15 protein-coding genes and 1 pseudogene are annotated in these 13,532 nt (G+C 58.1%); 8 read left to right on the top strand and 8 right to left on the bottom strand.

Features of this window, described 5'->3' with window-relative positions; all coding sequences use genetic code 11:
- Positions 1–307: 307 nt before the first annotated feature.
- Complete coding sequence (locus NKK52_RS16250) at positions 308–523, bottom strand: hypothetical protein (RefSeq protein WP_023680992.1); 216 nt, start codon at positions 521–523, stop codon at positions 308–310.
- Positions 524–1,069: 546 nt separating this feature from the next.
- Positions 1,070–1,285, bottom strand: a complete 216-nt coding sequence (locus tag NKK52_RS16245; RefSeq protein ID WP_023680994.1) for a hypothetical protein — start codon at positions 1,283–1,285, stop codon at positions 1,070–1,072.
- 410 nt (positions 1,286–1,695) lie between these two features.
- On the opposite strand from NKK52_RS16245, the pseudogene NKK52_RS32245 reads away from it, so the two are divergent.
- Positions 1,696–1,819: pseudogene (locus NKK52_RS32245) on the top strand (winged helix-turn-helix domain-containing protein); the annotation flags it as partial.
- A gap of 42 nt (positions 1,820–1,861) precedes the next feature.
- Here the strand turns inward: NKK52_RS32245 and NKK52_RS16235 are convergent.
- Entirely contained in the window at positions 1,862–2,530 is a 669-nt protein-coding gene (locus NKK52_RS16235) for a methyltransferase family protein (protein WP_023680996.1), read from the bottom strand.
- A 166-nt stretch (positions 2,531–2,696) separates the two neighbouring features.
- Between NKK52_RS16235 and NKK52_RS16230 the strand changes: the two genes are divergently transcribed.
- Positions 2,697–3,512, top strand: a complete 816-nt coding sequence (locus tag NKK52_RS16230; protein ID WP_023714731.1) for a sterol desaturase family protein — start codon at positions 2,697–2,699, stop codon at positions 3,510–3,512.
- A 90-nt stretch (positions 3,513–3,602) separates the two neighbouring features.
- Here the strand turns inward: NKK52_RS16230 and NKK52_RS16225 are convergent, their stop codons facing one another.
- Genes NKK52_RS16225 through NKK52_RS16205 form a run of 5 tightly spaced genes read right to left on the bottom strand, consistent with a single transcriptional unit; the run spans position 3,603 to position 8,070 of the window.
- Positions 3,603–4,127: a prepilin peptidase gene (locus NKK52_RS16225; RefSeq protein ID WP_023680998.1), complete on the bottom strand. Its 525-nt coding sequence runs from the start codon at positions 4,125–4,127 to the stop codon at positions 3,603–3,605.
- Between the two features lie 2 nt (positions 4,128–4,129).
- The gene (locus NKK52_RS16220; protein ID WP_023680999.1) at positions 4,130–4,687 is read right to left on the bottom strand and encodes a tetratricopeptide repeat protein; all 558 of its coding nucleotides are present in this window, start codon (positions 4,685–4,687) and stop codon (positions 4,130–4,132) included.
- A 53-nt stretch (positions 4,688–4,740) separates the two neighbouring features.
- Positions 4,741–5,670, bottom strand: a complete 930-nt coding sequence (locus NKK52_RS16215) for a type II secretion system F family protein (RefSeq protein ID WP_023681000.1) — start codon at positions 5,668–5,670, stop codon at positions 4,741–4,743.
- A 40-nt stretch (positions 5,671–5,710) separates the two neighbouring features.
- On the bottom strand, positions 5,711–6,682 hold the full coding sequence (locus NKK52_RS16210) for a type II secretion system F family protein (RefSeq protein ID WP_023681001.1): 972 nt from the start codon (positions 6,680–6,682) through the stop codon (positions 5,711–5,713).
- On the bottom strand, positions 6,682–8,070 hold the full coding sequence (locus NKK52_RS16205; RefSeq protein ID WP_023681002.1) for a TadA family conjugal transfer-associated ATPase: 1,389 nt from the start codon (positions 8,068–8,070) through the stop codon (positions 6,682–6,684). The genes NKK52_RS16210 and NKK52_RS16205 overlap by 1 nt, the downstream gene beginning before the upstream one ends.
- Positions 8,071–8,597: 527 nt before the next feature.
- On the opposite strand from NKK52_RS16205, the gene NKK52_RS16200 reads away from it, so the two are divergent.
- The 6 genes from NKK52_RS16200 (at position 8,598) to NKK52_RS16175 (ending at position 13,529) form a co-directional block, all read left to right on the top strand.
- Positions 8,598–8,777: a Flp family type IVb pilin gene (locus NKK52_RS16200; protein ID WP_023689311.1), complete on the top strand. Its 180-nt coding sequence runs from the start codon at positions 8,598–8,600 to the stop codon at positions 8,775–8,777.
- A gap of 143 nt (positions 8,778–8,920) precedes the next feature.
- Complete coding sequence (locus NKK52_RS16195; RefSeq protein ID WP_031202918.1) at positions 8,921–9,094, top strand: Flp family type IVb pilin; 174 nt, start codon at positions 8,921–8,923, stop codon at positions 9,092–9,094.
- Positions 9,095–9,163: 69 nt separating this feature from the next.
- Complete coding sequence (cpaB, locus tag NKK52_RS16190) at positions 9,164–10,219, top strand: Flp pilus assembly protein CpaB (RefSeq protein ID WP_023681003.1); 1,056 nt, start codon at positions 9,164–9,166, stop codon at positions 10,217–10,219.
- A 54-nt stretch (positions 10,220–10,273) separates the two neighbouring features.
- Complete coding sequence (locus tag NKK52_RS16185; protein ID WP_023681004.1) at positions 10,274–11,719, top strand: type II and III secretion system protein family protein; 1,446 nt, start codon at positions 10,274–10,276, stop codon at positions 11,717–11,719.
- A 4-nt stretch (positions 11,720–11,723) separates the two neighbouring features.
- Entirely contained in the window at positions 11,724–12,002 is a 279-nt protein-coding gene (locus tag NKK52_RS16180; protein ID WP_023714725.1) for a hypothetical protein, read from the top strand.
- Positions 12,003–12,074: 72 nt separating this feature from the next.
- A complete protein-coding gene (locus NKK52_RS16175; RefSeq protein WP_023681006.1) occupies positions 12,075–13,529 on the top strand; it encodes a pilus assembly protein TadG-related protein in 1,455 nt (484 codons plus the stop codon).
- The last annotated feature ends 3 nt before the right edge of the window (positions 13,530–13,532 follow it).

The raw sequence follows: 13,532 nt of genomic DNA, 5'->3' as shown, positions 1-13,532 counted from the left end.
GACGCGGAACTGGAGGACGGGTGCGTTGTGGTCGCCATGTTTGGAGGCGGTCATCCGCAAACCATGACCTGGCGCAACAATCACGGGCGAGGCTATGGGGGCCGCTTTGCCGCCAAAGGGAAGTCTGGAGGAGACGTTCCTTCTTGATTCCATGGTGTGCGGACGAGGGCCATCTTCTTGCATTCGCATCCTCGGCCGGGTGTTCGGCGACCGGCGGCGCTTCCCGCGATACAGAACCTGGAACGATCCAAGTTTAATTCTCGATTAATGTGGCTCGCTGCCTCACGGTGGCGGGCTTTTTTGTTGCTCAGCCCCAACGTCTCGACGCCAGGCTGCGGAACGCAAACGTCGTGATGTCGTCACGGGAAATCCCGATGTCGCTGAGCATGTCGTCTGGTGATTCGCTCAACTCGTCCGTTGCCTTCAACAGCGCCTTCTGCTCGGCTCGATGACGGACCCAATCGGCAAGGGGACCAACTGCGACAAGAGGAAGATTCACTAGCATAGGAAGGTTCACAAGCATCGGACCACTCCCTTTACCGCTGCAGGAAACTGCACGTAGCCTACGCCGATACGTCGATGCGTCCGTGACAAACCTCACAGTCCGATCCGACGGGGCAAAAACTGCCCGGACGCCTGACGGTGGCGGGCCTTTTATATATTAGCAATGCATAAAATTCGAGAAGGTTCATGGCATGGTTGTTAGCAAACTCGCTGCTATCGTGCGACGCAGGGCTCGGTGGATGGTGTGCTGGAATGCGCGGGGCTGGATGGATCAGGGGTCTGATGGAAGCTGACGCTCGCGATCTGCGGAGCGAGATCAGTCGGCTCCAAATAGACTTGATCGCTGCCGCCAACTCTCAGGGTAAATCCAGGCTGCATGACGTCGCGCACACACTGCGATGCCAGAAGGCGCGGCTGGAACGTCTGGAGGAGTGCCTCGCTTCAATGACGTCGAATGTCCGGCCAGAGGCATCCGCAACCCCGCCCCATGAAGGCCGGCCGTAAAAGGCAGCTCATCATTTCCGAAAGAGAACCCGCTGCCTCACGGTGGCGGGCTTTTTATTGCTCAGCCCCTACGTCTCGACGCCGGGCTGCGGAACGCAAACGTCGTGATGTCGTCACGGGAAATCCCGATGTCGCCGAGCACGTCGTCTGGTGACTCGCTCAACCCGTCCGTTGCCTTCAACAGCGCCTTCTGCTCGGCTCGATGACCCACCCAATCGGCAAGGGGAGCAACGGCGACAAGAGGAAGATTCACAAGCATAGGAAGTTTCACAAGCATCGGGACCACTCCCTTACCCCTGCAGGAAACTGCACGTAGCCTACGCGGATGCGTCGATTGCGGCGGAAGGTCATGCGAAGCCGGAAATTTTTGCCAGGAATGGTAGCCTCCGCGCGGATCGCCGGCTCCCGAGGCAGATCACCACCAGGCGCCTCCTGCAAAAGCAGATAATTTGGGAGACTGTGTGCAGAGAGCGCACAGATTCTTCTTCTCTTCCTTTTTTCGATCTGGAACCTGCCATTGAAGCGACTTTCGATGATCCTGCCAATGACGTAGGAGCGCAGGGGAACGCATGGCACGCTGGCCAGGCGCGAACTGAGGCGGGGCGGCGGGCGCGCGGCCGCGAACAGGAGCGTTCTTCGACGCGGGCCGGCGAAACCCTTCCGAGCCATGAACTCGTCGGTGATTATTCCGAAGTCGGCGAACACCATCGACGTCCAGATCAACCGGCTGCGCGTCCAAATCGAGCGGAATCCGTCCGATCCGGTCTGGCTGCAGACGGTGCGCGGTATCGGGTATCGGCTCAGCGCGGAACAGAATGCCGCCGATGGCCCAGTGTACAAGAACGGCTACCGGCTATGGCTTGTCTACCGCCGGTACAGCTGCCCTAAAAATTCGCGGTATGAACATAGGGACGCGCCGAGCATATTCATCATACTCGGGAAAGGTTTGCCGCAAGATGGCTTCCTCATTCCTCGCGCGTCGATACTGCAAAAGAAACTGAAACGCACCGAAGATCACCATCAATACCGAAAAATGTGAGAGGATCATCCCGAGGACGAATACTGCCTCACAAACGTACAGCGGATGACGGACAAGCGAATATGGCCCTGAGGCAACAAGTTGCCGAGCCGTGGCCATGATGGAAAAGGAACGGCCAAGCCAATACAGGCAAAAAATAGAAGTGACGGTGCCGACGAATATTGAGCAAAGAGCCGCTATTTGCGCAGCTTCGCTTTCCAGTGCCGGGGTCAGAAACATCGCCACCAACATAAGGAAAGATCCGGCTAACGCGGTAATCCTTGGCTCAATTCCTCGGGCCGTTCCCTTAGCCGGAAGACGGCTGACTGTCATAACGACCTGCAATAGCAACAACACAGTCGCGGCCGCCTGAGTGATGACCGCCAGCGAACTCGCCGAAGTGTCCTGATTGAAATGGCCGAAAATTGAAATCACGCCAAACGTCGCCAAGACCGTCAGAACAAGGACGATCGCAATTCGGCCAAGGAAATCCTCAGTTAGCATTGTAGTTCCCCGCTTCGGGGAGCATTGAAGCACTGCATTCGCGCCTCGGCAAGAAAATGGTTTCCGAAGAGTTAACTTCTACTCCACCTGTTCGGAAACGATCGTCTTGTCTGATAGGTCAGCAAGTGGTTCACTCCTCCCATAACTGCCACTTTTGGATAGGCCAATGGACCTCTTTGGTCTGAAATCTCTGCTCATTTGTGCCCTGATCTTCGTCCCGCTGGAGCGAATCCTGACCCTGCGGCCGCCTCAAAAGATTCTTCGCAAGGGTCTCGCTATTGATGCCATCTACGCAATCTTGAATGGCACGCTTGTAAGAGCTTGCATTTTCTCGATGGCAGCGATTGTCATGAGCGTGGCCGCATTGCTGGTGCCCGAGCGCGTATCGGATACCATCGGCGGCCAGCCCACATGGCTCCAGGTAATCGAAATCATCATATTAGCCGATCTCGGGGTGTACGCCGCACACCGCGCGTTTCATGCGGTTCCGGCGCTGTGGCGATTTCACTCGATTCATCACGGTATAGAAGAGTTGGACTGGGTGGCCTCGTTCAGAGCGCACCCGGTCGATCAGATCATCACCAAGGCGGTCTCCCTCATGCCAGTGTTCTTTCTTGGCTTTTCGACAGAGGCGATCGCCATCTATTTCCTTGTTTATACCGGGCACGCGCTACTGCTGCACGCCAACGTCAGGATCAATTTTGGGCCCTTGAAATGGCTGATCGCGAGCCCGCAATTCCATCATTGGCACCACGCCGATCATCGCGATGCCTATGACAAGAACTTCGCCAGTCAACTATCGATCATCGATCTGCTGTTCGGCACTTTTCACGTTCCAGGTTCGGCAATGCCCGAGAAATACGGAGTCGATGAGCCGATTCCGGCAAGCTACCTCGGCCAGTTCGGATATCCGTTTATGCCCAAACCCAAAGAACGGGGGAATGCCGAGATCGGCGCGGTCAAGCAGACGCCTGATGCTTAGGCCAGATCTCTCGGTTTGTGAAACCCCTCCGCACCTCCGAGCCCACCCACTCACCTTCGCCATGCCGTTGTTGTTTTGGGCCCGCGACCATCAGATCGATAGCCCGCCAGAAACCATCAAGCTGGCGTAGATCTGAAACGCCAGCGTGCAGATCGCCGCGATCGATATCGGCACGCCGAACGGAACAACCCCCTTGCGATCCAGATGCTGAACATAAAGGCGGAAGGCGCCTTCAGGGAGCATGAAGGGATTTTTCACGATCAGCGCCGTGGTAAGAGCAAAAACCAGCAGCAGCAGGGAAAACACCGCCAGACTGCTTCCGCCGGTCAGGAATGGCATTACTGCCATCAGCTTGACATCGCCGGCACCGACCTTGCGCAGAGCCCAGAACGGGAAGAGCGCAAGAAACAGCACGATGCCTGCAATCGCGCTCAGGCCCATGTCCCACCATGATCCCACCAGAATTGATACAGCCTGCAGTGATCCCAACCCGAGGCACAGCAGCAGAAGCACATCACGGTTGGATATTTTTTGGGTGGTGAAGTCGAGCCAGGCTATCCTTGCGAGCAAAGGGACAGCAAATACCTTCAGCAGCAGCGATGCGGCAAGCAGCATGACTACTGACGCTCGACGTTCTGCACACTGGATGACAGAAGCTTCAGATTGTTGACCACGGTCGGATCGTTGGGCGCCAGTTCGTAGGCCTTGAGGAAGTTCGCGCGTGCATCCTGCAGCTTGCCGCGCAGCAGGTAAGAGTAGCCGACATTGTTGTAATATTCGGGCGACGCGCCAACTAGCTTGAAGGCCCGGGCGTAAGCCCTGTCGGCGAGGTCGAAGCGGTGGATGCGGTCGCTGCAGGCGGCCAGGCCCATCCAGGCGCCACCATCATTGGGAGCCAGTTGCGTCGCTTTGTAGAACAGCGCGCCGGCATTGCCATAGTTTTCCGCACGGAACTGGTTCGTGGCTTCGGCCACCGCTTGGTCGGAGGCATAGAATTCGACATCGCCGACCGTCTTCAGACCATCAAAAGCATCGCCAAAGGCCGTCACGTCGCCTTTCGATGGTTCGTTGGTGCGAACGATCCCATCGGTGTTGTCAGCCCCGCTGGTCTGGCAGCCGGCAAGCAGCACGGCCAGCAAACTGGCAGCGGCTGCGAGGCGCATTGGCCTTCTCATCTTGTCTCCCCAAGGGTCCCCGACCCTATTTTAGAACCAAAGCATATGACCGTTCAGAAGAAAATGCCTTTCATGCGGATTATCACGGGCAGCATGACCACCATCATCACGACTGGAAAGATGCAAAGTCCCAATGGGATCATCATCTTGACCGGAAGAGTGTTGGCACGCTCTTCGGCACGAAAGATTCTTTGTCCCCGCATTTCGTCGCTATACACGCGCAGGGCGTCCGTCAGACTCGTCCCAAGTTCCTCTGATTGCCGGAACAGCACGGCCAAAGCGCGCGCCTCCTCGAGCCCGATTCGATCGGCGAGTTCGCGCAAAGCTTCCCGCAGCGGCTTGCCGGCGCGCAATTGCAGATTCATGATCGAAAGCTGGATGCCGAGCCATTTATGTGTGCCGGCCAGTTCGGCGCCAACACGCTCGACCGCCGCCTCCAGGCTCATGCCGGCGTCGGCACAGGTAATCATCATATCCATGAAATCGGGAAAGCCACGCCGATAGATCTGCTTTTGCCCGTTTTCGAAGCGATCGAGCGCTATGCTTGGAATGACAATGCATGCCAAGCCAAGCAAGGCTGAGCCTCCAAAGACGAAAAGACCGGGCAATTGTGGTGGCAAGATGCGCGAGAGGAGTCCGTAGGTCACAGCAAAGCCGACACAGACCGCCGCCAGACGCGATACTGTATAGATCAGCGGCGCGCTTGGCTGATAGAAGCCTGCGCGAAAGAGTTTCGCGTCCAGGGCACTGGGTTCGTCGCGTTCCTTCTCGATTGATCGAAAATATGCTTGGACAGGTTGCTGCGCAGAGATTCTTGCCAACTCCTCCTGCCCAACAAGCGAGCGGCGGTTCGGAGTGCCCTCTGCCATCAAGGTTTGCGCAACCAGCTTCCGCGTCTGCAGCGCCGGCAGGAATATGAGTGCAGCCAACAGAAAAATGGCCACCGCTGCCAGGAAAACGGCAATGGAGATCAGGAGGCTCATATCGTGAGTATTCGAAAAGAGATTTATGGTTCGCTCCCAGTCAGAAATCGAAATTGACCATGCGATACATGATGAAATCGCCAAGCAGAGCCCATACCCCGAAGACCGTAAACACAGGCATGACCAGTGGGTCGTTCCATATATCGCCATAGTAGCTTGGAGTGATGGTCATGAGGATAACCAGCATGAACAGCGGAAACAGGGAAATGATCCATCCGGACATTCGACCCTCGGCGGAAAGTGCCTTTATCTTCAGCCTGAGCTTTTGCCTTTCACGCAGCACCGCTGAAAGGTTGGACAGAATTTCGGTCAGATTACCGCCCGTCTTTGCTTGAATCGACAGCGACACCGACAGCAGTTGAAGGCCTTCGAAACCAACGCGCTGGGAGAGTTTTCGTACCGCGTTTTCGAGGCTGAGACCAAAAGTGATTTCGTCGGAGACGATACCGAATTCGGTGCCCAGCGGATCGGGCATTTCCCGGGCGACGAGCCCGATCGCCACAGAAGTCGGATGACCGGCACGCAACGACCGAACGATCATGTCGAGTGCGTCCGGCAGCTGCTTGGCGAATTTCTGGATACGTTTAGCTCGGGCGCGGCGAAGAACCAGAAGCGGCAGGATAAAGGCGATCAACAAAAACACGAAGAGCGCGAATATGGCGGAAAAATGCAGCAGAAACGCAAAGACCAGCGCCAGCGCCAATCCCGCGAGAAAGAACATCGCGACAAACGACAGCGGATTCCCGGTAATTCCAGACTGGGTGTACAGTCTGTTCAGCCCGACCATGCTGAAAAGAAAATCGCCAGAATTGGTAAGCCCACGCTCGCGCAGCAATCCTTGCAAAGTCTGTTCTGCAGGAGCTTCATCAGCCAGCCTTTTCAGCCGACGATTTATCGCGCTGACCCGCGAGCGGCGTTTGGAATAGGTGACAAAGAGAGCCTCGATCGCAAGGATCGCCGACGCCGCCGCCAGCACATAGATGAAGTAAAGCAAAGTCTGGCCAGTCGGCATCAGAGCGGAACCTGCGGATTGAATGCGTCCTTGCCGAACAGAAAGCCAAGCGTCGCGGCTTCCTGGGCAAAGCGTGGACGAATGCCGGTGGCGCGAAATTCTCCGACGATCTGGCCGTCCGCCGTCACTTCACGCCGCACGAAGTGGTAAAGTTCCTGAAGCTGGACCACATTGCCTTCCATGCCTGTCAGTTCGGATATGGAAACGACTCGCCGCCCACCGTCCGAAAGGCGCTGCGTCTGGACGATGATGTTTATGGCGGAAGCGATCTGCGCGCGGATGGAATCATTGGTCATCGGCATGCCCGCCATGCCGACCATCTGCTCCAGCCGCGAGATCGCGTCGCGCGGCGTGTTGGCATGGATGGTGGTCATCGAACCCTCATGGCCGGTGTTCATGGCCTGCAGCATGTCGAAAGCTTCCTCGCCGCGAACCTCGCCGACGATGATGCGGTCTGGCCGCATGCGAAGCGCATTCTTCAGCAATTCGCGCTGACGCACCTCGCCCTTGCCTTCGACATTGGGCGGGCGCGTTTCGAGACGGCCGACATGCGGCTGCTGCAATTGCAGCTCCGCCGCATCCTCGATCGTCACCAAGCGCTCCTTGGACGGAATGTAGCTGGACAAAGCGTTGAGCAAGGTCGTCTTGCCGCTGCCGGTGCCGCCTGAAACCAGGATCGATTTGCGCGCCTGCACGGCGATCCGGAGCAAATCGACCATCGGCTGGCGGATCGAATTGAAGGCCATCAAGCGCTCGAGCGAGTAGGGATGTTTCGAAAACTTGCGGATCGACACCAGCGGACCATCCACGGAAATCGGACGCACCGCGATGTTGACGCGCGAGCCGTCTGCTAGTCGAGCGTCGACCATGGGCGCCGATTCATCAACGCGGCGACCGATCGCCGAGACGATCTTGTTGATGATGCGCAGCAGGTGTGCCTCGTCGCGGAATCGAATTGCCGTCTCCTCGATCACACCGCGCCGTTCTATGAAAACGCGATTGTGCGTGTTGATCAGAATGTCGGAAATCGAGTCATCCTTGAGCAGTGGCTCGATCGGACCAAGCCCCAGCATCTCGTCGGCGGTGTCGCTGGTCAGCTGATCGAGCTCGCGCGCGTTCAGGGGCACGGCTCGATTTCGAACGAACTCGCGCACGATCGGGCGGATCTCATTCAGAATCTCGTCCTTGGTGGCATTTTCAAGAGCGGTCAGATTGAACCGATCAATGAGGTGCCGGTGAAGTTCGACCTTGAGTGTCAGAAAATCGTCGCGGTGCGATTCAATATCAGCGGCCGGCGAAAGGGCCGGAGCAGCAGGGAGCACAGTCTGCGGCTCGACCGTTGTCGCGGCCTGCTGCTCGCTTGGTCCCTTGATAAACCGACCTAGCATAGCCCCTTATACCCCTTTAGCCCATATCAGCGGAAACTAAACGTTAACCAAGCGGCGCACAAGCGCCAAAGGCACCACGTACGTCCGATACTTTCAACATAGTTAAAGAGTTCGCCCGAAAAATCTCGTTTTTATTTCCTGCGTTCGCACTCCCTCACATGACTGAAGCATTAAGCTTACGGGACCGGTGCCCCTTGTGGGTGCCGAGACGAGGAACGTTCTCCACAATTGGCTATAAACCCTTAGATATAAAAGGATATGCTATCTGCCTAAATTAGGGAGCGCTTAATGAGCTCAGCCGCACAAATGTTAACGAATGGTTAAGACGCTCGAAAAATTAGTGGAATCAAGCTCTTGTGTAAATTTAAATGCCTTCCGATCAGGTATTGGAAGGTTAAGGATCTGTTAATCCGTTTGACTCTGCTTTTTGGCGCGACCTAGGATTGAGATGACGGGGGATGCTTGGGTATGGGGTTCATCCTTGGCTCTGTCTCGTCGGGTTCAAAACTCCAAGGGGAGAAATTGGCATGAAGAAGCTCATGACGATGACCCGGCAGTTCCGCGACGACGAAAACGGCGCTGCTATGGTCGAATATACGATCCTGCTCGGGATCATCACTATCGCGGTGATCGCATCCGTCATTACGGTCGGCGGCTGGGTCAGCGGCAGGTGGTCATCCTTAGCATCGACCTTGCCGGCTGCATAACCGGCATCTTTCTCATCGACGCCGGGCATCCTCGGCGTCGATGTTTGGTAAGGCATTCGACTGGAAGATGGCGGGGGATGCTTGGGTATGGATTTCAACCTTGGCTCGCCTCGCTGGGTTCAACTCCAAAGGGAGAGATTGGCGTGAAGAAGCTAACGACGATGGCCCGGCAGTTCCGCGACGACGAGAACGGCGCTGCTATGGTCGAATATACGATCCTGCTCGGGATCATCACTATCGCGGTGATCGCATCCGTCATTACGGTAGGCGGCTGGGTCAGCGGCAGGTGGTCATCCTTGGCATCGACGCTGCCTTGATCGCCGACACCTAGTTGTCGACGCCGGGGCTTTCCCCGACGTCGATTTGCCTAGCAATCTGGGGGGCAAATGCGCGCCAACACTGTCATCATGATCGTTCTCGCCGGCGTGTTCGGCGTGCTCGCGGTGGTGCTTGCCAATATCTGGCTGGCCGGGCAGCGGAGCGCCATGGCACGTACGGACGACGTCCAGCGCGATACGGTCGTGGTCGCGGCGGTGGCTCTTAAGTTCGGCGACACGCTTTCCGCCGACAAATTGCGCGAAGTCCAATGGCCGTCGGGCGCCGTCCCGGCCGGCGCTTACAAGACGACACAAGACCTTCTCACGAAAGACCTTCCGGCCGGCGGCGGCACCAAGCAGGCGTTGCAGTCGATCGGCGTCAACGAACCTGTCCTTGCCACCAAAATTACCGGCCCCGGCCAGCGCGCTACGCTTTCGGCGGTGCTCGGCGAAGGCATGAAAGCCGTTTCCATCAGGGTCAATGACGTGCTCGGCGTTGCCGGATTTGTCTATCCCGGCGATCGGGTTGACGTGCTTTTGACGCGCACCGTTCGCAATGCCGAAGGCGGGGATCAGAGTTTTGTCGACGTGCTGCTTCAGAGCATGAAGGTGCTCGCCGTCGACCAGGTCGCCGACGAGAGCAAGGACAGCCCGACAGTTGTGAAGTCGGTGACGCTCGAGGTCAGCACCAAGGATGCGCAGAAGCTGACCTTGGCCGCAGGCGCCGGCCAATTGTCACTGGCGCTTCGCCAGGCAGCGGCCAGCAAGGGCGAGATGACCGAACGAGTCACGCTGTCCGATTTGACCGGCGAGACGCCCGACGATGTCGCCAAGAGGCAAGCCGACCTCGCCAAGCAGGCGGCAGCCGACGCCGCGGCCGCAGCCGAGCGCCAGCGCGCGGACGACAAGATCGCCGGTTTGGCCCGGGCGGTGGACCGGGTTGGAAGCCAGATCGACCAGTTGAGCAAGGTCAAGCCGGCTCCGGTCGTTGTGGCGGCACCCGCGCCGGAGCAGGTCGTCAAGGAAGTGATCAAGTATGTGGAGCCGGAGCCGCCAGCGCGGGCGACGGTTGGTGTTTTCCGGGGTGTCAAGCTCGAGACATATGACGTTCCGCGACAACCGTGATAAGCTGCGGCGAAACGGAACGGGGCTGCCACCGGCAGCGATTGGGGATACGGGATGCAAGGGTCTTGGTTAAGGATGGCGGCGGCCGCGTTGCCCTGTCTGGCCGCGCTGCTTCTGTCTAGCCTGGCGGCCCTTGCGGCCGACCGTTTCATCGACGTGTCGACCCCTCGCGTGCACCGTATTTTCCTGCCGGTATCGCAATCGGTAACGATCCAGGTGAGCGCCAATCTGGGCGATATCGTCGTCGGCGATGAGAAGATCGCCGATGCCCAGCCGATGACCGACCGCACGCTCTATGTCATCGGCAAGGGCGCCGGCACCACCACGGTCAATCTGTTCTCCACCGACAAGCGTTCGCTCGGCGCCCTTCAGATCGAGGTCGGCGTCGACGTCAGCGACATGGCGCAGGCGATCCGCCAGGTGGCGCCAAGGTCGCGCATCGAAGTCGGGTCGGTCAATGGGAGGGTCAGGCTTGGCGGCCACGTCAAGGACGGCGCCACTCTGGCGGCCATCCTGGAGGTGGCAAAGCAATATGGTCCCGACGACATCATCAATTCCGTCACTGTCGACGACAGCCAGCAGGTCAATCTCGAAGTGCGGGTGCTGGAAGCCAAGCGCAACGCCGGTCGCGATCTCGGTGTGTCGATCAGGGGCAACAACAGCAGTGGCACCACCAAAGTCGGAACCGGCATCACCGCCGTCGACAAAGATGACGTGGTGCTTGGCGCCGGAGGTTTTCTCAGCAACCTCCTGTCCAACTCGACGCCCTTTGGAGCGTTGCTCACACGCGTCATCGACAGCAACATCAAAGTCGACTTGTACATTGAAGCGCTCGAGGCCAAGGGCGTGGTACGCACGCTCGCGAATCCCAATCTCACCACGCTTTCCGGTGAGGAAGCCAGCTTCAATGCCGGCGGTGAGGTTCCCATCCGCAGCCTCGACAAGGATGGCCAGATTCAGATCGACTTTAAGCAATTCGGCGTGAATCTAAAGTTCACACCTGTTGTGCTTGAAGACGACAAGATTCATATGAGGCTGGCACCGGAAGTCAGCGATCTGACCGGCTTCACCACCGCCGGCGACCCGATCTTTACCAACCGCAAACTATCGACCGTTGTGGAGTTGCGCGACGGCCAGAGCTTCGCGGTAGGCGGACTTCTGTCCAGCAAGACCACCAAGCTACAGAACCAGGTGCCGTGGCTCGGCCAGGTGCCGGTTATCGGGACGCTTTTCCGCAATTCGAGCAACCAGAAGGAAGAGACCGAGCTGGTGGTCATCGTCACGCCGCACCTCGTGCGGCCGGTGAAGCCCGGCGAACAGCTGGCGACGCCCTTCGACAAGACGCGGCCGGCCAACGATCCGGAATTCTTCGTGCTCGGTCAGCTCGAGGTGAACAAGGACATGATCCGACAATATGAAACGGGCGAAGGCGTGACCGGCCCTTATGGCCACATGCTGGACTTCAAATCGAAGGACAAGATGCTCTATGTCAAGAAATAGCGCCTTGATCCTCATTCTCTGCGCCGGCGCGCTGTCGGGCTGCGCCGCGGATTATCTGAATCACTACGATTCGGTGACGCTGGCCGCTGGCGATACGCAGAAGTTCAATTCGCTGCTGCAGACGGTCGATCCACTCAATCCGGCCTCCAAAAACACCAGGATCGAGGGTGACGGCGTGCGTGCCGCCGCTATAGCAAACAACTACAAATTTCCGCCGCCGCCGCCCCCCCCGCCGGCCATCACGGTCAATGTCGGCACGCCGGCAACCAACACGGTGGAATGAACAGAACGATGCGGTTTCAGTGCGCCAGGCACGACGAGGAAACCTGGCGTCAGGGGAGCAAAGAGTAAAGCCATGCTGCGAACCATTCGCGCGTTCTGGCACGATCAAAGGGGAATAGCGCTGATACTCGTCAGCGTCATGCTGCCGGCCATTATCGGCTTTTCCCTGCTGGCGATCGATATGAGCCGGGTCAACAATCTGCACAATGATTTGCAGAAGGGGGCGGACGCATTCGCTCTCGCAACAGCTGCAGAACTCGACGGCACGTCCGACGCAATCACGCGAGGTGATTACGCACTGGCGACACTGGTTCGCAACCAGTACAATTTCACGACCACGCCAGGTCCCCAGGATCTAGCAGCTGCCGGCGTGACGCGACGATATCTCCGATCCCTGCCGGCCACCGACAATCTGCCGATCGTCGCTGCGAATGTAATCACCGACGAGGTGACCGATGCGAAAAATGCCCGCTTTGTCGAGGTGACGGTGACCCCAGTCGGCTTTGCCGCGATCTTCCCGGCATCGTTCTTGACAGGCAACTCCGCGAGCAATTCCTTCAATGTTGGCGCGGTGGCAGTGGCCGGCTTCAAGTCAAGCGTCTGCGACTATACCCCGGTCTTTATGTGTAATCCGTACGAGGATACGAGCCTCACAGGCGGCGTAACGCTTGAACAGGCGGCAAACTCACAGCAGTATCGCCGTCGCCAGATCCTTCTGCGAGATAATGGCTACTACCAACCTGGTAACTTCGCCTTTCTTGCTTCGCCGGAGGGCAACGGCGCGAACGCCTTGGAAGCGTCGCTCGCCCGCGTGAAGCCGGTGGGCTGCTATGCTCAAGATGGCGTTGACACCGAACCGGGACAGAGCACCGGCCCCGTGCAAGACGGGCTGAATGCCCGCTTCGGTATCAGCAAAAGTTACATTGGAACGTCCACCGGTCCAGCGGCCAATGTCCGCATGGGGCTCAAAAACATCAACTGCAACAACGGCCAAACTGACTTTGAGACCGATCCAACAAAGGGTGTGGGGCTTGAACGGGACTCCTGCCAGATCACCGGCACATGCAGCCTGATGGGCGGTCGTATGGGCGTCGGCGATTGGAATGCCAGCCGCTATTGGACTGTCAATCATCCGACACGCGGCGCTTTGCCTTCATCGCTGGTAGGTGCCACCCGCTACGAAATGTATCGCTACGAGCTTAACCCCGACGGGAACCCCGCGACCAATGACAGCATCGCTGGGGATGCAGCGATAAGCGGAGAAACCGGTAATCCGTCCTGCGGCCAGACACCCGTCACGACGGTGGACCGGCGCATCCTCTTCGGGGCCATCATAGACTGCAACGCGATAAGCGGATTCAACGGTCGCGCCAACAATATCCCCGTGCGCGCCTTTGGGAGCTTCTTTATCACCGAGCCTATCAAAGATAGCAAGGATATCTACGTCGAACTGATCGATATCACAGGCAAAGGCGGACGGGGAACGCTCGATAACTTCCTCCGCGATGAAGCGCAGCTTTACCGGTGATGG

It is taken from the genome of Mesorhizobium sp. C277A (genome assembly GCF_040324395.1).
Classification (GTDB): Bacteria; Pseudomonadota; Alphaproteobacteria; order Rhizobiales; family Rhizobiaceae; genus Mesorhizobium.
This window is presented reverse-complemented; position numbering and strand designations above follow the sequence as displayed.